This is a genomic window from Romboutsia ilealis (genome assembly GCF_900015215.1).
Taxonomy (GTDB): Bacteria; Bacillota; Clostridia; order Peptostreptococcales; family Peptostreptococcaceae; genus Romboutsia; species Romboutsia ilealis.
On record NZ_LN555523.1, the window covers coordinates 2,055,732 to 2,076,568 of the forward strand.

12 protein-coding genes, 3 tRNA genes, 2 rRNA genes and 1 other RNA gene are annotated in these 20,837 nt (G+C 33.3%); 3 read left to right on the forward strand and 15 right to left on the reverse strand.

Features of this window, described 5'->3' with window-relative positions; all coding sequences use genetic code 11:
- The first annotated feature begins 393 nt into the window (after positions 1–393).
- Positions 394–1,719 (forward strand): IS3 family transposase, encoded by a 1,326-nt coding sequence (locus CRIB_RS09690; protein ID WP_071119763.1) that lies wholly within the window; start codon positions 394–396, stop codon positions 1,717–1,719.
- A 152-nt stretch (positions 1,720–1,871) separates the two neighbouring features.
- Here the strand turns inward: CRIB_RS09690 and CRIB_RS09695 are convergent, their stop codons facing one another.
- From CRIB_RS09695 to CRIB_RS09755, 13 genes are all read right to left on the reverse strand, one after another.
- Positions 1,872–3,188, reverse strand: coding sequence for an S-layer homology domain-containing protein (locus CRIB_RS09695; protein ID WP_180702178.1), 1,317 nt, complete (start codon positions 3,186–3,188; stop codon positions 1,872–1,874).
- A gap of 403 nt (positions 3,189–3,591) precedes the next feature.
- Positions 3,592–5,916 carry a preprotein translocase subunit SecA gene (gene secA, locus CRIB_RS09700; RefSeq protein WP_180702179.1) on the reverse strand — a complete coding sequence of 775 codons (2,325 nt, stop codon included), beginning with the start codon at positions 5,914–5,916 and terminating at the stop codon, positions 3,592–3,594.
- Positions 5,917–6,017: 101 nt separating this feature from the next.
- Positions 6,018–7,667, reverse strand: coding sequence for a family 10 glycosylhydrolase (locus CRIB_RS09705; protein ID WP_180702180.1), 1,650 nt, complete (start codon positions 7,665–7,667; stop codon positions 6,018–6,020).
- A gap of 19 nt (positions 7,668–7,686) precedes the next feature.
- A complete protein-coding gene (locus CRIB_RS09710; RefSeq protein WP_180702181.1) occupies positions 7,687–9,375 on the reverse strand; it encodes an N-acetylmuramoyl-L-alanine amidase in 1,689 nt (562 codons plus the stop codon).
- 222 nt (positions 9,376–9,597) lie between these two features.
- The gene (locus CRIB_RS09715; protein ID WP_243633512.1) at positions 9,598–10,035 is read right to left on the reverse strand and encodes a COG2426 family protein; all 438 of its coding nucleotides are present in this window, start codon (positions 10,033–10,035) and stop codon (positions 9,598–9,600) included.
- 214 nt (positions 10,036–10,249) lie between these two features.
- Positions 10,250–10,324 (reverse strand) — tRNA-Thr (locus CRIB_RS09720).
- A gap of 3 nt (positions 10,325–10,327) precedes the next feature.
- A tRNA-Asn gene (locus CRIB_RS09725) sits at positions 10,328–10,403 on the reverse strand.
- 13 nt (positions 10,404–10,416) lie between these two features.
- An RNA gene (gene rnpB, locus CRIB_RS09730) (RNase P RNA component class A) lies at positions 10,417–10,757 on the reverse strand.
- A 112-nt stretch (positions 10,758–10,869) separates the two neighbouring features.
- Positions 10,870–11,184: a hypothetical protein gene (locus CRIB_RS09735; protein WP_180702182.1), complete on the reverse strand. Its 315-nt coding sequence runs from the start codon at positions 11,182–11,184 to the stop codon at positions 10,870–10,872.
- A gap of 135 nt (positions 11,185–11,319) precedes the next feature.
- A tRNA-Thr gene (locus CRIB_RS09740) sits at positions 11,320–11,394 on the reverse strand.
- 135 nt (positions 11,395–11,529) lie between these two features.
- A 23S ribosomal RNA gene (locus CRIB_RS09745) occupies positions 11,530–14,427 on the reverse strand.
- Between the two features lie 290 nt (positions 14,428–14,717).
- Positions 14,718–16,222, reverse strand: a 16S ribosomal RNA gene (locus CRIB_RS09750).
- The 16S and 23S rRNA genes sit together here with 1 tRNA gene alongside, the layout of an rRNA operon.
- 579 nt (positions 16,223–16,801) lie before the next feature.
- Positions 16,802–18,172 (reverse strand): hypothetical protein, encoded by a 1,371-nt coding sequence (locus tag CRIB_RS09755; RefSeq protein ID WP_180702183.1) that lies wholly within the window; start codon positions 18,170–18,172, stop codon positions 16,802–16,804.
- A 238-nt stretch (positions 18,173–18,410) separates the two neighbouring features.
- Between CRIB_RS09755 and CRIB_RS09760 the strand changes: the two genes are divergently transcribed.
- Together CRIB_RS09760 and CRIB_RS09765 are read left to right on the forward strand one after the other, a co-directional pair.
- On the forward strand, positions 18,411–19,199 hold the full coding sequence (locus CRIB_RS09760) for a threonine/serine exporter family protein (RefSeq protein ID WP_180702184.1): 789 nt from the start codon (positions 18,411–18,413) through the stop codon (positions 19,197–19,199).
- The gene (locus CRIB_RS09765; protein ID WP_180702185.1) at positions 19,199–19,660 is read left to right on the forward strand and encodes a threonine/serine exporter family protein; all 462 of its coding nucleotides are present in this window, start codon (positions 19,199–19,201) and stop codon (positions 19,658–19,660) included. Before CRIB_RS09760 ends, CRIB_RS09765 begins: the two co-directional genes overlap by 1 nt.
- A 160-nt stretch (positions 19,661–19,820) precedes the next feature.
- On the opposite strand, the gene CRIB_RS09770 is transcribed toward CRIB_RS09765, so the two are convergent.
- Both CRIB_RS09770 and CRIB_RS09775 read right to left on the reverse strand, forming a co-directional pair.
- On the reverse strand, positions 19,821–20,273 hold the full coding sequence (locus tag CRIB_RS09770) for a SoxR reducing system RseC family protein (RefSeq protein WP_180702186.1): 453 nt from the start codon (positions 20,271–20,273) through the stop codon (positions 19,821–19,823).
- Between the two features lie 12 nt (positions 20,274–20,285).
- Positions 20,286–20,546, reverse strand: coding sequence for a metal-sensitive transcriptional regulator (locus tag CRIB_RS09775; protein ID WP_243633514.1), 261 nt, complete (start codon positions 20,544–20,546; stop codon positions 20,286–20,288).
- Positions 20,547–20,837 lie beyond the last annotated feature (291 nt).

The following is a 20,837-nucleotide window of genomic DNA, read 5'->3' on the forward strand; positions in this document are numbered from 1 at the left end:
AATAACATAAGGTATTATTGCAAATTAAATATGTATAAATAGTCATTTTAAATTTATTTAGCTAAATTATTAATTTTCAGTAAATAAATTATTTAATATAACATTTATTTCAAATTCTATAAAATTTTCTATTGCTATAATTAATGTATTTATAACCTAAAATTTAAAATATAAAAATTTTATCAATTCATATAACTAATATCATTAGTTACATTTCTATATCTGTTGATACTAATTAATTCATAATCCATAAACAAATTTTAGTATATCATAATCTCATTATAAGTAAAAAAGTGTGAAATAAAATGGATCCTATATAGTGGACACTAGAAAAAGAGTGTCTATCTATATAGGATTTTTTGTATAAAATATTAAACAAGGAGTGATTATAATATGAGTAAAAAGACATTTACAGATTTAGAAATGCTAGATTTATCTAAAAATAAATATGTAAAAAATGTAACCTCGAAAGGTATAACTTATACTAATGAATTTAAGTTACAGTTTATTGCTGAATATGAGAACGGAAAAACTTCAAGAAAAATTTTTGAAGATGCGGGATTTGATGTTGATGTAATTGGAATTAAACGCATAGAGTCTGCTAGTTTAAGATGGAGAGCAGCATATAAAGATAAAGGGGTTTTAGGTTTAGAAGATACTAGAACATTAAATTCAGGAAGAACACTTAATAGAGATTTAACTGTTGAAGAAATTCTTGCTAAGAAAGATGCTGAAATAGCGTACCTTAAAGCGGAGCTTGAATTAATAAAAAAGCTCGAGCTGCAAGAAAGGCAGGTGATAAGTAAAAAAATACCGTCATCTATAATATTTAATTTAATACAAAATTTGATTAAAAATTTCAATCTTAAGAATATGACGAGACATTTATGCAAAATTGCTAATGTCTCTGCTTCTGGTTACTATAAATTTCTAAGTAATTTTAGAGCTCGAAGAATAAAGGAGCATAAAGATCTTAAATCTAAAGAAATTATTTTAAAAGCATTTAACTATCGTGGATACAAGAAAGGTTCTAGGTCTATAAAAATGATATTAGAAAATAAATTTCATATCATAATGAATAGGAAGAAAATCCAAAGAATTATGCGAAAATATAACATTACTTGTCCTATACGTAAAGCTAATCCATATAAACGTATCGCTAAAGCTACAAAGGAACACAGAGTAGTTCCTAATAGGCTAAATAGAGAATTTAAACAAAATACACCTGGTAAGGTAATGTTAACTGATATTACATATATGCCGTACGGCAATAATAAAATAGCATACTTATCTACGATAAAAGATTCTTCAACAAATGAAATATTAGCATATAATCTTTCTAATAGCTTAGCTATAGATATTGTAACTGAAACTATAAATAAATTAGTTAAATTAAAATCATTTAAACTACATAAAGATGCATTTATCCACTCTGACCAAGGTTCTCATTACACAAGCCCAATTTTTCAAAAATTACTTAAGAAAAATAAATTAGGTCAATCTATGTCTCGTAGAGGCAATTGTTGGGATAATGCTCCACAAGAATCGTTCTTTGGACATATGAAAGATGAAATTGATTACAAAAGTTGTAGAACAATAGAAGAACTTAAAATATTGATAGATGATTATATGGATTATTATAATAATGACCGTTGTCAGTGGAATTTAAAAAAGCTGACTCCTGTACAATACAGAAATCAGCTTTTAGCAACTTCTTAATAACCCTTTTTTTCTAGTGTCCTTGACAAAGGGTCCATTTTAAAATATCTTTCACACTTTTTATTAGCACATATTAAATAATGTTCTTATTACTAAAATTAAATTATATCAATGAATAATCACTTATCAAATATATACCATTTCTATTATATTTATTTTGAAACTCTAGTTATCATTGTTAAAGCTTCTGCTCTAGACATATTATTAACTGGTCTATATTCAAACTTTCCACCTGATACAGCGTATCCTTTTGCAAATCCTTTGTTTCTTAAATGTTCAACTGATTCATCAGCCCATATAGCTATTTCAGAATCATCTACAAAGTTAGTTTTTGTATCCTTATGAACTCTATTTCCATTTACATCAGTAGTAACTTCTTCTACACTTACACCGTTATTTTCTAATGTAGCTAAAACTACAGCAACTTCTTGTCTGCTTATTTTATCTTCCGGTCTAAATGTTCCGTTTCCGTCACCTTTCATTAATCCAGTTTCATATATAGCTGCTACATATCCTGCATACCACTCTGTAACTGAAACATCTGTAAATTTATCAAACTTTTCTTTGTTATCTTGATTGTATTTTATTGGTTCTATGTTATTTGCTTCACATACCATTTTTGCAAATTGAGCTCTTGTTATTTCTTGTTCTGGATTGAATTTAGCTGTATTATCAACTATACCTGCTATCATTGAATCTACTATAGTATCTTCAGCCCAGTGTCCTACGAAGTCATTATTAGCATCAACAAGTTTAACTAACTTTTCATCAACATTTCCTAGTATATCTATTCTAGCTACTTTAGTTTCTCCAGTAGCATCTTGACCTATCTTACCAGCGTATATAGTATATCCATCTGCGTAAGTATCACCAGTTTGTATTACTTCTCTTATAGCTGTTATTTTAGAACTTGATTTCTTTAATTGATATATAACTCTACTTAATTCAGCATATGCATCTGTATCTTTTTCTTTGTTAACTTCTTTAGTTTCTGGATTATATACAAAAACTTTATTATTTTTTCCTATGAAATCAAATATTATTTTATTTTCAGTATCCCATGGTAATTCTTTACCAAAATCTTGATCTGTATCTCCCACTAATTTTACTTTTTTATAGAACGTGAATTTATGTTCTACTGTATTATTAACGTCATCTTTTGATGTTAATGTAACATATACATAAGAATATCTTTGACCAATTTCTCCTTTTATTTCTTCTCTTTGTGTTACGTCGTAAATTTTATTTCCATTTGAATCTACTTCATTTACTAATTTTTCTATAGCTGCTTTTGTAACTTCTAAATCTTTTTCAGCCTGTACTCTTACTTTATCATCTGTAGATGTTAAGTTATCTAAGTTAAAATTATCTACTACAGTTCCTATTATTTCATCTGCAAATACAGGAGCAACTGCACCTAAAGTTGAAACTGCAGCCATAGCCATTGCTATATTTTTTTTGTTTTTCATTGTTTTATTCCCTCCAAATTATGTATTTATTCTCTCTATATATGAACTTTTATTTTATTCGTATTGCGTATCCCTCGTTAATTATCTTAATATATTCCCTATCCATTTTCAATAATAATATACATTGTTTAACTATATTTCGTTCGTCGTATTTTTACATTTTTTGTATATTTTTTTCTTTTTTTTACGAATTTTTCCTTGTTATTATTTTTTCGACATTTTTCATTCCTTGTCATTTGTAATAAAATATTGTTTATAATTTTATAATTATTTTATTTTTTTAACCTCAAAGGGTTTATTTTTTTATATTTTTGAGATATAATTAAATTACGTTAGAAAGAATATATCTCTCTAGCGTATTCCTCAATAAAAAGGACTATGGTTTACCATAGTCCTTTTTTATTTATGCAAATAAATGTTTAAGAGCATCCTTATTTATATTTTTATTTATATCATCAAACATATCAAAAGATTGAACTGTAAATTCTTTAACCGGGTCTTTTTGTCCTGCTGCTAAAAGTCCTATTCCTTTTTTAAGTTGTTCAATTGCATCTATATGATCTATCCAATAATTATCTACAAAGTGAAGTATAACTTTTCTTTCCCAATCTCTCATAGCTTCACTTCCTATTAAATCCTCTCTAGATTTATATACTTCTTTTATTATATTTATAGTATAGTCTACTATTTCATTATCTTTTTTATCTTCTAAATTTAATTCTTTATTATACTTATATAAACTAAATGTTGTTGTTATTGCTTCTATATATTTTTCTATACCTTCTGATATGTATTCGTCATATATTTCTTTAACTTCACTTTCTATCATTTCATTTATATGATTAAATACAGAATCTCCATTTATAACTTTTCTTCTATCTTCATATATTAATTCTCTTTGTTTATTTATTACATTATCATATTCAAGTACACTTTTTCTTATTCCGAAGTTTTTCATTTCTAATGTTTGTTGAGAAGTTTCTATAGTTTTAAGTAGTTTCTTATCTTTTATTTCTTCATCATCAGCTAATTTTTCTGCTATTTTTTTTGATTTAGAACTTCCGTAAAGTTTCATTATCTCATCTTCTAAGCTAACATAAAATCTTGAAGTCCCTGGATCTCCTTGACGTCCAGAACGACCTCTTAACTGATTATCTATTCTTCTATTTTCATGGCGCTCTGTCCCTATTACATATAACCCACCAAGTTCTTTTACTTTTTTCTCTTCTTCTTTATCTCCTCCACCAAGAGATATATCAGTTCCTCTACCTGCCATATTTGTTGCTATCGTTATTGCATTTAGTTTTCCTGCTTTTGCTACTATCTTAGCTTCTTCTTCATCATTTTTTGCATTTAAAAGTTGGTGTTTTAGTCCTTTTTTATTTAGTAAGTATGATAATATCTCTGATTTTTCTATTGATGCTGTTCCTACTAGTATTGGCTGCCCTGTTAAATGTACACTTTCTATTGTTTTTAAAACTGCTAAATATTTTGCTTTCTCTGTTTTATATAATTTATCTTCCAAATCTTTTCTTAGAACAGGTTTATTTGTAGGTATTTGTACTACAGGTAAATTATATGTCGATATAAATTCATTTTCTTCAGTTTTAGCTGTACCTGTCATGCCTGATAGTTTATTATACATTCTAAAGTAGTTTTGATACGTTATTGTTGCTAATGTTTTTGATTCATTTTGTATTTCTAGATTTTCTTTAGCTTCAATAGCTTGATGTAATCCTTCTGAGAATCTTCTTCCATCCATTACTCTTCCTGTAAATTCATCTACTATCATTACTTCGTTATTCTTTACTACATAGTCTATATCTCTTTGCATAAGTATATCTGCTCTTAATGCTTGTATTATGTGGTGGTAATTTTCCATATTTTCTGGATTCATTAAGTTTTCTGTTTGATAAAACATTTCTGCTTTTTTTATTCCTTGCTCTGTTAATGATACTGTTTTTTCTTTATAATCTACTGATATATCTTCTGGAAGTAACATTTTTATAAATACATTTGCTAATCTATAAGGCTTTTCATCATCTTCTATTTGTCCAGATATTATAAGCGGTGTTCTTGCTTCATCTATTAGTATTGAGTCAACTTCATCTACTATTGCAAAGTTTAATTTTCTCTGTACCATTTCGTTTTTACTTAGTACCATGTTATCTCTTAAATAATCAAATCCAAATTCATTATTTGTTCCATATGTAATATCGAACTTATACTGTTCTTTTCTTTCAATAGATTCCTGTCCACTTATTATTACCCCTGCAGTTAATCCTAAAAAGTTGTATACTGGTTCCATAAGTTCTTTATCACGTTTTGCTAAATAATCATTTACAGTTACTACATGAACCCCTTTTTCACTTAATGCATTTAAGTATACTGGTGCTACTGCTACTAATGTTTTACCTTCTCCAGTACGCATTTCTGCAATTTTACCTTGATGTAATACTATTCCTCCTATAAGTTGTACTCTGTATTGTCTCATACCTAATACTCTTTTTGATGCTTCTCTTGCTATTGCAAATGCTTCTGGTAATATATCATCTAATGTTTGTCCATTTTTTAATCTTTCTTTAAATATATTAGTCATATTTTTTAGTTCTTCATCATTTAGTGATGATATTTTTTCTTCTAATGCATCTATTTCATCTACTATTTTATTTAATTTTTTTATTTCAATTTTATCACTTCTATTAAGTAGCTTTTCTAATGGTGTCATTTTACTTCCTCCCTATTTTTTTACTTGTATTTTATTATACCTTAATTTTTTATATTAAAAAACCTCTATAATTCTATTGAATAGAATATAGAGGTTCTTAGTTATATTCTTCCTAACATTACTATAGCTTCTGCTCTAGTCATATTAGCTGTAGGTGATAACATTCCTAAGTCATCTCCCTTTATATATCCCCTTTCAATAACTGCTTCAAACTCATTTATAGCCCAATTAGCTACCTGATTATAATCAGGGAATTTAACTATTTTATCATGATTTGTATCACTTATTTTCAAATAGTTTGCTATCATTTTTGCTGCTTCTTGTCTAGTTATTGGTTTTTCAGGCTCAAAGTTACCCATACCATCACCTTGTGCAACCCCATTTGTTACAGCTATATCAATTTCATTTTTTGCCCAATATCCATTTGGCACATCAGTAAAAGTAACGCCACTAGTCGCTGTTAATCCAAACATTCTGTTTATTATCTTTACAAATTCTGCTCTTGTTATAGTGTCTTGAGGATGAAATCCTCCATCAGGCTTTCCATTTAAATATCCTTTATTAGCAAATTCTATTATTTCATTTTGAGCCCAGTGATTTTCTATATCCCAAAACGGTAAAATAGGCACTATACTATTTTTTATTTTATCTCTAGCACCTTGGTTATTATTAATTATAGATGTTACATTATAATATGAGTTTCCTTTTATAGTTGAAAACTGTTTAGTATATTGTATTTGTGTATCTATTTCTTTTGCTACTACATCTTTATCTGTAATGTGTCCTATATAAAGATCTACATTTGTTCCTTTTACTACATTTTCCCACCAATTAGTCACAGTTTTAAATGGTGCTACATTGTGATTCATTTCCCAATATACTTGTGGTATTATATAGTCTACATAACCTTCTTTTACCCATTTAACTGTATCTGCATAATCTGAGTAATAACTTTCTTTTGCATATCCAGTATCTGAACCATCAGGATCATTTACTTTATTCTTCCATACACCTCTTGGACTTACACCAAACCTTACCTCTGGTTTTATACTTTTAATTGTGCTTTTAACTTGTAGTATCATTTGGTTTATATGCTCTCTTCTGGCATTTGCTACTAGACCATCTTTTCCTTCACCTTGCGGTAGAGGATAATCTGTAGGATAGAAATAATCATCAAATACGATTCCATCTATATCATAATTAGATACTATTTCACCTACAGTATCAGATATATGATCTTTTACTTCTTGTAAATCTGGATTATAATACATTCCACCGTTGTTTTCTATAAGAAGTGATGGATTTTTTCTTGCAGGGTGATTACTACTTAATACATTTATATCTGTCCCTGAACTTATTACACGATACGGGTTTAACCATGCATGTACTTTCATTCCTCTAGTATGTGCTTCTTGAACTATAAATTCTAAAGGGTCATATCCTGGATCTTTTCCTTGTGTTCCTGTTAACTCTTTTGACCAAGGATTTATATTAGATTTATACATTGCATCCCCATATGGTCTTACCTGAAACATAACAGTATTTATTCCTGTATCTTTTAGCGTATCTAATATTTCTATCAATTCATTTTTCTGAGCTGTAGGATTATTTTTAACTTTTGGCCAATCTAAGCTCCATGCAGTTGTTAACCATGCAGCTTGTACATTATTTGTATTTGCGTATGATTTTGTTTTTATTCCACTACCAAATATTATGCATATTGATAGTAGTAGTGATAATGTCTTCCTCATATTTATGTCCCTCGAAATATTAATTAATTACTCTACTTAAAATAGTAACAACCTCTGCTCTTGTTATATTGTTCTTTGGTGCAAGTTTTCCTTCATCAGTTCCTTGAATATATCCTTTTTCAAGATTGCCTTCAAATGCATCTCTTGCCCAATCCGATATTTGATTATAGTCTGAAAATTTATTTATCTTATCATGATTTTTATCTTCTATATTCATATAATTAGCTAACATCTTTGCTGCTGCTTCTCTAGTTATATATTGTTCCGGTTCAAATTTATTATCTCCTACACCTTGTGCTACTCCATTTGTAACTGCTATATCTATTTCATCCTTTGCCCAGTTATCTTTAGTATCATCAAACACTATTCCACTTTTTTCAGTCAAGCCAAATACTCTATTAAATATTTTTACAAACTCATTTCTTTTTATTGGGTCTTGAGGTCTAAATGTACCATCTTCATATCCATCTATATATCCTTTTTCTACAAAACTTTCTATTTGAGAATATGCCCAGTAATCTTTACCTACATCAGTAAAATTTATTTTATTATCTTGATCTGGTTCAGTAGTATTTAACTCTATATAAGATCCTGAAACATATCCATATACGCCATTATATTCTATTTTATACCAATCATTGCTTTTTCCAACAATTTTTACTTCATCTCCACCATTTAATGTTCCTATTATATTGAATGATGTTGATGGTCCCTTTCTTACATTTAAACTATTTGCATTTATTACTTTACCAGTTGCCGTCATTTGGATTTCATTTATTATTACATTCTCTTTTAGGTATTTTTCTATCCCATCTGCTATTCCTGTAGCTAATTTATCTTGGTAAGTTGGGTTTGATATTTTATTTGCTTCTTCTGGATTGGATATGAATCCACACTCAGCTAATGCAGCTGTCATTTTTGTTTGTGTTAATACAGCAAAGTTAGCAGTTTTAACTTTTCTGTTAATTGCACCTGTTTTGTTAATTAAATTAGTTTGTATATCATTACTTAGTGGTTTATCATTTGGTTTTTTTTCAGTATAATAAGTCTCTATACCATTTGCTGATTTTTGTTCTGCCGAATTTTGATGTATTGATACAAATAAATCTGCACCATAATTATTTGCCATTTCGGATCTTTCAGATAAAGAATAGTAAATATCCGAGCTTCTACTCATTTTTACATCTATGCCTTTACTCTTTAATTTAGATTCTACTTTTTTTGCTACTTGCAAATTTATATCTGATTCTCTATATCCGCATCCTAACGATCCAGGATCAGTCCCACCATGACCTGCGTCTATAAATACTTTATAGTATCCTCTAGGTTTAGCCTCTCTAGATACTATATTGATTGTCGGTATTTCTGATGGTACATATATTTCTACTATATACACTTTTTCACCTATTCTTTGACTCAAAAATACTGTACCTTCATTAACTGCTTTTACAATTCCATTTGAATTTATCTCTATAGTTTCATTATCTGATAATTCCCAATTAGGATATTGAGATAAATCTAATATTTCTCCCTTTTCTAAAGATATTCCCTCTTCTACAACTACATCTTCTATTTTATACTTATTTATAACAGATAAAAATTCATCTTCTATTGTATCTGCATTAGCTATTGTTGTATCTAATAATGTAGGCATCGATGCTAACATTGTAATCATTATTAGATTTTTTATCTTTAGTTTGTACTTCACTCTCATTCCTCCCATTTTTAATTCATATTTTATAATATAATTAGTTACAATTTTGTTAATAATATTATATTAGCATAAATAAGACAATAAAATAAGCATTTTAATATAAAATCCGACCTATTTTATATTAAAATGCTTATTTTTTTAGTTTTTCTACTCTACTTAACATAATTGCTACTTATGCTCTTTTTATTCCATTTTTAGGCTTAGATGTGCCATCATTTAAATTATATGAAACGATATTAAAGAAACTATAATTCCTGACATCATATTACCAATCAAAACACCCAATAAAGAAGTTTTTATCCTCATTTTTAAAATTGATGCTATAGCTGCAGCTGTCCAAGTCCCTGTAGTTGGAAGAGGTATCCCTACAAAAAGCATAATACCTAATATAGAGATGCTCTTTAATCTCTTCATTCCACTTTCTATTTTAATATCAACTTTTTTTACTAAGGGTACAAATATATCTATATTTCTAAAAAAATTTAATATATGTCTAAAAGTAAAAATGAGCGGTATAGATACTATAGTTGACCCTATTACGCTTACTATATATACTCCTATTGGATTTAAACCCATTGCAATTCCGATTGGTATTGCGCCTCTTAGCTCTGTTAATGGAAGCATTGCTAAAAACATTATTTCTAAGTATCCCAAATTACCCCTCCATATTAATTCTAATCCAGATTTATTTTATAGTATATGATTTTATACTAATTATCAATGCTTATCTATCATTATTTATTACCATAATATATAGCGGTATATTACTGATATTATAATTTATAAAACCACATATATTTTATCTTGTTTTAATTGCTTTATTAAATATTTCTATATAAAAAAGACTATACTTTCGTATAGTCTTTATTGGAGCTGGTGATAGGAATCGAACCTACAACCTGCTGATTACAAGTCAGCTGCTCTACCGTTGAGCCACACCAGCATATGGCGGGAATAACAGGACTCGAACCTGTGACCCATTGATTAACAGTCAATTGCTCTACCAACTGAGCCATATTCCCATTTACATCAATAAATATAAGCAAGTCTATAAGCGGAGTTCTGTATTTGACAATCATCTTTCTAGGCTTATTGTCACCAATAAGCTCAAGCGACCTACCAACCGGAGGATGCGAGCAACATCCTTTTAGCCCTATCTTGGTCTTGCTCCAGGTGGGGTTTACACGGCTTTGCTAGTCACCTAGCAAACGGTGAGCTCTTACCTCACCTTTTCATCCTTACCACATAAGCGGCGGTTATTTTCTGTTGCACTTTCCTTAGGATCACTCCCACTAGGCGTTACCTAGCACCCTGCTCTATGGAGCTCCGACTTTCCTCACGCAGCAAATGCTACCCGCGATTGTCTGGCTTACTTAGTATTTAATTGACAATATATATATTAACATAAGATTTATACTGTGTCAAAAGTAAATTTTTGTTTTTAAAGTAAGTCTAAACTAATTTTTATAAAATATAATTTATTAAAATTTAATTTACTGGGTTAAATTCTAATACCCTTTTCTCTAACTTAGATACTTTTATCTTAACCTTGTTTAATTCATTTGTATTATTTTCAGTTAATAATTCTAAAGTTTCAAATCCATCAGTCATTTTATATTCTAATTTATCGATTTTAGTGCTCATATCTTTCATTTCTGATTTCATATCTTTCATTTCTTTCTGCATATCTTTTATTTCTAATTTCATATCTTTCATTTCTGATTTCACATCTTTTATTTCTGATTTCACATCTTTCATTTCTTTCTGCATATCTAATAATATTTCTAATATTTTGCTCTCCATTGTTTCAACTCCTTAATGTTATAATATCTATTATAACATTTTTAGTCATAAAGTATATATATTTAACTTATTTGTTATTATTTCTATCAACTTTGTTGTATAAATAAAAAGACTATACTTTCGTATAGTCTTTATTGGAGCTGGTGATAGGAATCGAACCTACAACCTGCTGATTACAAGTCAGCTGCTCTACCGTTGAGCCACACCAGCATATTTAATTTTAGAGTTAGTACTCTGAAAACTGCATATCATTTACATATTAATCATTTTATTTTAGCAACCGAAATCTTCCTTATTAATATTTTAATAATGATTTGGTTGGCGATATAAACCTTTAGGTTTATTTTGGTCAAGTCCTCGACCTATTAGTATCGATAAGCTAAATACATTACTGCACTTACACCTTCGACCTATCAACCAGGTAGTCTTCCTGGGGTCTTACCCTTACGGTGGGAAATCTTATCTTGAAGTTGGCTTCGCGCTTAGATGCTTTCAGCGCTTATCCATTCCGTACATAGCTACCCAGCCATGCCCTTGGCAGAACAACTGGTACACCAGAGGTACGTCCATCCCGGTCCTCTCGTACTAAGGACAGGTCTTCTCAAATTTCCTACGCCTGCGACGGATAGGGACCGAACTGTCTCACGACGTTCTGAACCCAGCTCGCGTACCACTTTAATGGGCGAACAGCCCAACCCTTGGGACCTACTACAGCCCCAGGATGTGATGAGCCGACATCGAGGTGCCAAACCTCCCCGTCGATGTGGACTCTTGGGGGAGATAAGCCTGTTATCCCCAGGGTAGCTTTTATCCGTTGAGCGATGGCCCTTCCATGCGGTACCACCGGATCACTAAGTCCGACTTTCGTCCTTGCTCGACCTGTATGTCTTGCAATCAAGCTTCCTTTTGCCTTTACACTCTTCGCACGATTTCCGACCGTGCTGAGGAAACCTTTGAGCGCCTCCGTTACTTTTTAGGAGGCGACCGCCCCAGTCAAACTGCCCACCTGACGGTGTTCCAAGACCTGATTCAAGGCCTATGGTTAGGATCCCAGTACTACAAGGGTGGTATCCCAAGGTTGACTCCACACAGACTGGCGTCCATGCTTCTTAGTCTCCCACCTATCCTGTACATGTAGTACCAAGACCCAACGTCAAGCTACAGTAAAGCTCCATGGGGTCTTTCCGTCCTGTCGCAGGTACCCGGCATCTTCACCGGGATTACAATTTCACCGAGTCTATTGTTGAGACAGTGCCCAAATCGTTACGCCTTTCGTGCGGGTCGGAACTTACCCGACAAGGAATTTCGCTACCTTAGGACCGTTATAGTTACGGCCGCCGTTTACTGGGGCTTAAGTTCACTGCTTCGATTGCTCTAACAGATCCCCTTAACCTTCCAGCACCGGGCAGGCGTCAGCTCCTATACATCGTCTTGCGACTTAGCAGAAACCTGTGTTTTTGGTAAACAGTCGCTTGGGCCTATTCTCTGCGGCCTGTCATAGACAGGCACCCCTTCTCCCTAAGTTACGGGGTCATTTTGCCGAGTTCCTTAACAATAGTTCTCTCGCTGGCCTTAGGATACTCTCCTCACCCACCTGTGTCGGTTTACGGTACGGGCGCCTTTAAACTCGATAGAAGCTTTTCTTGACAGTGTGAAATCAGCTACTTCGCCCCGAAGGGCTTCCCCATCACATCCTAGCATTGTCTAAACGGATTTGCCTATTTAGACTGCCTCAATGCTTAGCCGTACATAACCAACAGTACGGTTAGCTTATCCTACTGTGTCACTCCATCTCTCAAACGCTTATTGGCGGTACAGGAATATCAACCTGTTGTCCATCACCTACGCCTTTCGGCCTCGGCTTAGGTCCCGACTAACCCAGGGCGGACGAACCTTCCCCTGGAAACCTTGGGTTTACGGCCCGTGGGATTCTCACCCACGTCTCGCTACTCATGCCAACATTCTCACTCGTATACTGTCCACATGTCCTTACGGTCATGCTTCAGCCTGCATACGAAGCTCCCCTACCCATCATAATTGATGCCGTAGCTTCGGTAGTACGTTTTAGCCCCGGAAATTTTCGGCGCAGGATCACTCGACCAGTGAGCTATTACGCACTCTTTAAATGAGTGGCTGCTTCTAAGCCAACATCCTGGTTGTCTGTGCAATCCCACATCCTTTACCACTTAACGTACATTTAGGGACCTTAGCTGACGATCTGGGCTGTTGCCCTTTTGACTATGAATCTTATCACCCACAGTCTGACTCCCAAGTAAAAGAAAACGGCATTCGGAGTTTGATAGTCTTCGGTAAGTGCAATACCCCCTAGGACATTCAGTGCTCTACCTCCGTTTCTCTACGCTTGAGGCTAGCCCTAAAGCTATTTCGGGGAGAACCAGCTATCTCCGGGCTCGATTGGAATTTCACCGCTATCCACAAGTCATCCCCGAGCTTTTCAACGCTCGTGGGTTCGGTCCTCCACGAAATTTTACTTTCGCTTCAACCTGCTCATGGATAGGTCGCCCGGTTTCGGGTCTACGCCAAGTAACTTAATCGCCCATTTAAGACTCGCTTTCGCTACGGCTCCACACCTTAAGTGCTTAACCTTGCTACTTAACGTAACTCGTTGGCCCGTTCTACAAAAAGTACGCGGTCACACAAGTAATGTGCTCCCACAGCTTGTAAGTGCAGGGTTTCAGGTTCTATTTCACTCCCCTCCCGGGGTTCTTTTCACCTTTCCCTCACGGTACTATGCGCTATCGGTCACTAGGTAGTATTTAGGCTTGGAGGATGGTCCCTCCTGCTTCCCACAGGGTTTCACGTGTCCCGTGGTACTCTGGATCATACTAGTAGCTTTCTCGTTTCAACTACAGGGCTATTACCTTCTATGGCGGAGCTTTCCAACTCTCTTCATTTACGATATTGCATCCATGTTGTATGTCCGCAACCCCAACGAAGTAAACTTCATTGGTTTGGCCTGTTCCGCGTTCGCTCGCCGCTACTTACGGAATCGAATTTCTTTCTCTTCCTCCGGGTACTTAGATGTTTCAGTTCCCCGGGTTCCCCTCGCTAAGCTATGTATTCACTTAACGATACTTAGACATTACTCTAAGTGAGTTTCCTCATTCGGAAATCTTCGGATCAAAGTTTACGTGCAACTCCCCGAAGCTTATCGCAGCTTATCACGTCCTTCATCGGCTCCTAGTGCCAAGGCATCCGCCCTGCACCCTTAATAACTTGACCAGTTATTAAAAGTGTAATTTTAAAGACTTTTCTTGTCTATATATGTTTAAAACTCGCTTTCGCTTGTTTCGCCAATGATATATCTTCGCTCTCGCTTCAGATACAGCCATTGCTCAAAATGATGTCATATCACTAAATGTTATGCAGTTTTCAAAGTGCTAACGCACTTCGCTACCTTCCACTCACATTCGTTCGTGCCTAGGTGCTCAAAGTACTTATTTTGGGCTTCGCCCTCTTTTTGAAAGTTTTTAATAAACTCTCAAAATTAAACAGTAGGTAATTCTCCTTAGAAAGGAGGTGATCCAGCCGCCCCTTCCGATACGGCTACCTTGTTACGACTTCACCCCAGTTATTGATTTCACCTTCGACACTCGCTTCCCAAAAGGGTTAGCTAAGTGGCTTCGGGCGCCCCCAACTTCCGTGGTGTGACGGGCGGTGTGTACAAGACCCGGGAACGCATTCACCGCAGCATTCTGATCTGCGATTACTAGTAACTCCAGCTTCATGTAGGCGAGTTTCAGCCTACAATCCGAACTGAGAATGGCTTTAAGGGATTAGCTCCGCCTCACGACTTGGCTGCCCTCTGTACCACCCATTGTAGCACGTGTGTAGCCCTAAGCATAAGGGGCATGATGATTTGACGTCATCCCCACCTTCCTCCAGGTTATCCCTGGCAGTCCCTCTAGAGTGCCCAACTTAATGCTGGCAACTAAAGGCAAGGGTTGCGCTCGTTGCGGGACTTAACCCAACATCTCACGACACGAGCTGACGACAACCATGCACCACCTGTCACTTCTGTCCCCGAAGGGAAAGATGCGATTAGGCATCGGTCAAAAGGATGTCAAGCTTAGGTAAGGTTCTTCGCGTTGCTTCGAATTAAACCACATGCTCCGCTACTTGTGCGGGTCCCCGTCAATTCCTTTGAGTTTCACTCTTGCGAGCGTACTTCCCAGGCGGAGTACTTAATGCGTTAGCTGCGCCACCGAAGGGGGTAACCTCCGACAGCTAGTACTCATCGTTTACGGCGTGGACTACCAGGGTATCTAATCCTGTTTGCTCCCCACGCTTTCGTGCCTCAGTGTCAGTTACAGTCCAGAGAGCCGCCTTCGCAACTGGTGTTCCTCCTAATATCTACGCATTTCACCGCTACACTAGGAATTCCACTCTCCTCTCCTGCACTCAAGTTTCCCAGTTTCAAAGGCTTACTACGGTTGAGCCGTAGCCTTTCACCTCTGACTTAAGAAACCACCTACGCACCCTTTACGCCCAGTAATTCCGGATAACGCTAGCCCCCTACGTATTACCGCGGCTGCTGGCACGTAGTTAGCCGGGGCTTCCTCCTCAAGTACCGTCATTATCTTCCTTGAGGACAGAGCTTTACGACCCGAAGGCCTTCATCGCTCACGCGGCGTTGCTGCATCAGGCTTTCGCCCATTGTGCAATATTCCCCACTGCTGCCTCCCGTAGGAGTTTGGACCGTGTCTCAGTTCCAATGTGGCCGATCACCCTCTCAGGTCGGCTACTGATCGTCGCCTTGGTAAGCCGTTACCTTACCAACTAGCTAATCAGACGCGGGTCCATCCTGTACCGCAAAAGCTTTGATACTTCTACCATGCGATAAAAGTATTTTATCTCGTATTAGCATACCTTTCGGTATGTTATCCGTGTGTACAGGGCAGGTTACCCACGCGTTACTCACCCGTCCGCCGCTCTTTACCGAAGTAAATCGCTCGACTTGCATGTGTTAGGCACGCCGCCAGCGTTCATCCTGAGCCAGGATCAAACTCTCAAAATAAATTCTTCGAATTTATATCGCCAACGTTATATCTTCGCTACCGCTTCAGCTACATCCGTTGCTCAAATAAATTTGATTACCTGCTCAGACTAATCATTATCTGAATATCTGGCTTGGTTTGTTTAGTTTCAATTCTATAAATTAACCTACTGTTTAATTTTCAAAGTTCATTTTCGTTGTTTGCCCTTTTCTTAAGGACAAGTATAAATATATCATTTTAAATTAATATGGTCAATACTTTTTTATAATTTTTTTATATTTTTATTTTTCACCCTTTTTTCCATCAATTATTCTTCTCCATGTTTATATTTTATATAAGTAAGATATAATATAATTTCTAAGCTTTATATAATTTATTATCTAAAATTAGGTTTATAGTTTTATGAAGATTTTAAGCAAGATATTTATCAAATTAAAATTACGAATAAATATTTATCATTGATAATATTTTTTAGACTTCGTAAAATAAACTATCATCTATTATTTTTTAAATAAATATCTTGCTATCAGTATCTTTTATGTAAAAATAGAGTATCCTAAAAGTTAAAAACTCCTTTAAGACACTCCATCTTTATAAAACTAAATAATAAACATAGCGACTATTGTCGTTACCACAAGTCCAACCATTACAGGTATAAAGTTTCTTTTAGCTAATTCAACTGGTTTTACACCGCATATAGCAGCTGCTGGTGCTAATGCCCAAGGAACTATACATCCTCCACCAATCCATGTAGCTGCTATTTGACCTAAAGCTGCTAAAGCTCCTACATTTGCATCTATAGCTGTTCCAAATACTGCTGCAGTTGAACCAGCTAAAGACATTCCTGAAAATGATGAACCATCAAGTCCTGTTATACCACCAACTACAGTTTCTATAGATGCTGCCGCAACCTTATTAAATGGAACAGCATTAGATAATGCTAGCCCTATATCACCTAAAAGTCCTTGCGAACCTTCAGCTAAAACATCTCCAAATACTGTCACTAAAGACATATCACCCATATAGAAAAATGCCGCTATTGGTATTATTACAGCAAATATTTTTATACCAAATACGAATCCTTCAACTAATTGTTGTGTAGATTTATCAAGCGTTGTTTTTGGATTATTCATAAGATTTATTATTATTAATAACATTAACGCTGTTGCTCCAAGTAATCCAGTAGCATCTCCACCTTTAAGGTCAAATTTATACATAGCTATTATATCTAATATAAATGCTATTATAACTAGCCATATAGATATTTTAGCAGTTAAAGAAACTTCTTTCTTTTCTATTTCTTTTGTTTGTGATAATTCATGTTTTAAAGTTCCATTTTTTAAATCTCTTCTTAGCATATAAAAAGCTGTTCCTATAGTAACTACTGTCATTACAATATAAAGTATTATTCCCTCACTCATAACTTCATTTACACCTATACCAGCTGCTCCTGATGTTATAGAAGGCGCGCCTTGTATTATAAAGTCAGTAGATAATGCTATACCATGACCAAATAAATTTATAGCCATCGCAAGTCCTATTGCAGGAAGCCCAGCTTTTATAGCTATTGGTAAAAATATAGCTCCTACAAGTGCAGTTGCTGGTGATGGCCAGAAAAACCAAGACATTAATAACATAAATATACCTGATATGAAAAATGCACTAGTAGGATTTTTAACTACTTTAGAAATTGGACCTACCATAAAATCGATGGCTTTATTCTCTTCTAATGCCTTTGATAGCGCAACCATAATACCTATAATTATAATTACTGGACCTAATTCATTTAAAGCTACATTTAACGCTGAAAATATTGCCCCAAGTGCTCCTGTTAGACTCTTGTTATAATAAAGACCTAACGCAAATATACCCAATATACAAGGTATTACACTTTCTTTTTTCATAATCATAGTTATTAGTACTACTACCATGAATAAAATATAGATGTAATGAGCTCCTGTTAATACCAATTTTATTCCCCCCTAAATTTATGATATTAACTATTATATTCACTTTGATTAAACTTGTTCCTAATAGCAATTTTATGTAGATCATATAAACATATTAGATTTTAGAATATATCTTGTAATTTCTTGCTAATAAAATTTATTTATTTTAGAAAAAATAAAATATAATTTATCGCATTTTTTAAAAATAACGATAAAATATTTGATATAATATTTATATATTTTTATTGGAGGTTTTTTTATGAATAATGAACACAATATAGATTATAAAAAAGATATCCTTAGACTAGCATTATTTATAGGAGAACTCATGCTATCTAATGGTGCAGAAACTTATCGTGTAGAAGATAGCATACTTAGAATTTGTAAATCAAGAGGTTTTTACTACATAAATGTATTTACATCACCTACTGTAATTATAATATCTGATGACAGATTTGATGGATTAACTTTTATGAAGACCATAAAATCTAGATCTATAGATTTAAATAAAATATCTTTACTCAATAATTTTTCTAGAGAATTTGTTAGTAATACTGATTTAACTGTAGATGATGCCATGGAGAGGCTAAAGGATGTAGTTCAAACTGATAGTTACCCTTCAAAAGTAATATACTTTTGTACAGGAATTGGTTCTGCATTTTTCGCAGGACTTTTAGGAGGAAATAATTTATCAACTTTCCTATGTACTTTTATAACTTCAATATTTGCTGTACTATTTTACAATAAAATTATGAAGTTAAGCTCAATACCTGCTTTTTCAAGTCTATTAGCGTCTACATTTATAGCTATAGTCGGAGTTTTGCTTAGTCATATAGGAATTCTTGATACTCCAAGAGTGTTAATAGTTGGATCTATTATGCCATTACTTCCAGGAGTTTCATTTATAAAAGGTCTTAGAGATTTAATTTCTGGAGACTTAATTTCTGGTGTTGCTCGTGCATTTGATGCAGGTATAACAGCTATATCGATCGCCTGTGGGGTCGGTTTAATATTAGATTTATGGATTAGATTAGGAGGTGTATTCTAATGACAGATATGCCAATTTACATGCACTTTTTATACGCAACTATTGCTACTGTTGGATTCTCAGTATTTTTTAACATACCTAAATCCGCTCTTATACCAGCAGGTCTAACTGGTGGTATTGGTTGGGGGTTTTATTATTACTTAATTAATACTTCTAATAATGATATATTAGCAAACTTTTTAGCTGCAGCTTTAGTTGCTTTGATAAGTGAGATTCTAGCTAGAAAGTTAAAATACCCTGCGATACTATTTGTAATACCAGGTATTATACCTCTAGTTCCTGGGCTTGGGATGTACAATACAATGCTTTATTTAGTTCAATCAAATTATGAACTTGCAATATCTAAAGGGGCAAATGTATTATTTGTAGGTGGGGCTATATCCCTTGGAATTTTAGTTATAACATCATTAGCAAGAACTTTAAGTATAGTTTCATTAGCTAAAATGCATAAAAATAAATAAATTTGATTAGTATATCAATACAATAATTTTAAAATATAAATGGAGCATGTTAAAATATATAATTTATTAGGATAAATGCAATTTGTATAAATTTTATACTTACTACTTTATCTTAATATCTATATATCCTCACATGCTCCATTTTTATATTATTCTTATTTTATAAAATCATTTCACTCTCACTACTTACAATTATTCTTGTAACTATAGGTATATATTCTTTACTCCCTCTAAACTTCTTGTCATTTTTCTTTAATATTAAAAATGATATAAAAGTAAATATTAACCCTACTAAACCACTTATAATTTCTATGTTATTTGTAATACTTATCATTTTTAAGAAATAGAAAGTCCCTACAGTTCCTGAAAGTAAAGCTACCAAAGGTATTGTATAAGCTATAAATGCTGCCTTTAATACATTTACCGTTTCCATATTAACTTCTACTCTATCCCCTACTTTTGCACCTATAGTGTTATCAACCTCAACTATTATATCTTTTTCTTCAGATGTAGTTGCGCACTTACCACAAGATGCACATGCTGAATGACGCTTTAATTTTAATTTTGCGGTTACACTATCTACGATTTCAACAATATATCCATGTTGATTCATTTTCAATTCCCCCTACTTTGTAAATTTATCTATAGTCTTCATAAGCTCAGCTATTGATTCTTCGCTATTATCTTCTTTTATACTATTTACAACACACCCCTTTATATGATTCTCTAGTATTATAGATCCAACTTTATTTATAGCTGACCTTATTGCCGATATTTGAGTTAATATATCTATGCAATATCTTTCTTCATCTATCATTTTTTGTATACCTTTGACTTGTCCTTCTATTCTATTTAACCTTTTTATAAGCATGTCCTTATCTTGCATGTTCACACCTCTCATATACTCTTATATTATATATGGTTAATTATATTTGTAATCTCATACATATACATTAAAATATTATATTTTTTTATCCTTAATTACCATTTATTATATCTTATTTCATAACTTCTTACAATTTTGCCTAGAACTCTTTTATTTTAACCATACTTCAAGCATATTATAATCTTTAAAAATATCACTTTAATATTATATTTTAGTATTTTATTTCTAAATTTTATGTTATAAGTTTTTTATTTTGAGTTAATGATATCTATATATGAAAAATTTAAGGAG

Excerpts from the sequence above, each read along its gene's own strand:
- CRIB_RS09765 (WP_180702185.1), top strand. The coding sequence starts at position 19,199 with ATGACAGATATGCCAATTTACATGCACTTTTTATACGCAACTATTGCT.
- secA (WP_180702179.1), bottom strand. The coding sequence starts at position 5,916 with ATGACACCATTAGAAAAGCTACTTAATAGAAGTGATAAAATTGAAATA.
- CRIB_RS09775 (WP_243633514.1), bottom strand. The coding sequence starts at position 20,546 with ATGCAAGATAAGGACATGCTTATAAAAAGGTTAAATAGAATAGAAGGA.
- CRIB_RS09705 (WP_180702180.1), bottom strand. The coding sequence starts at position 7,667 with ATGAGGAAGACATTATCACTACTACTATCAATATGCATAATATTTGGT.
- CRIB_RS09690 (WP_071119763.1), top strand. The coding sequence starts at position 394 with ATGAGTAAAAAGACATTTACAGATTTAGAAATGCTAGATTTATCTAAA.
- CRIB_RS09770 (WP_180702186.1), bottom strand. The coding sequence starts at position 20,273 with ATGAATCAACATGGATATATTGTTGAAATCGTAGATAGTGTAACCGCA.
- CRIB_RS09760 (WP_180702184.1), top strand. The coding sequence starts at position 18,411 with ATGAATAATGAACACAATATAGATTATAAAAAAGATATCCTTAGACTA.
- CRIB_RS09735 (WP_180702182.1), bottom strand. The coding sequence starts at position 11,184 with ATGGAGAGCAAAATATTAGAAATATTATTAGATATGCAGAAAGAAATG.
- CRIB_RS09695 (WP_180702178.1), bottom strand. The coding sequence starts at position 3,188 with ATGAAAAACAAAAAAAATATAGCAATGGCTATGGCTGCAGTTTCAACT.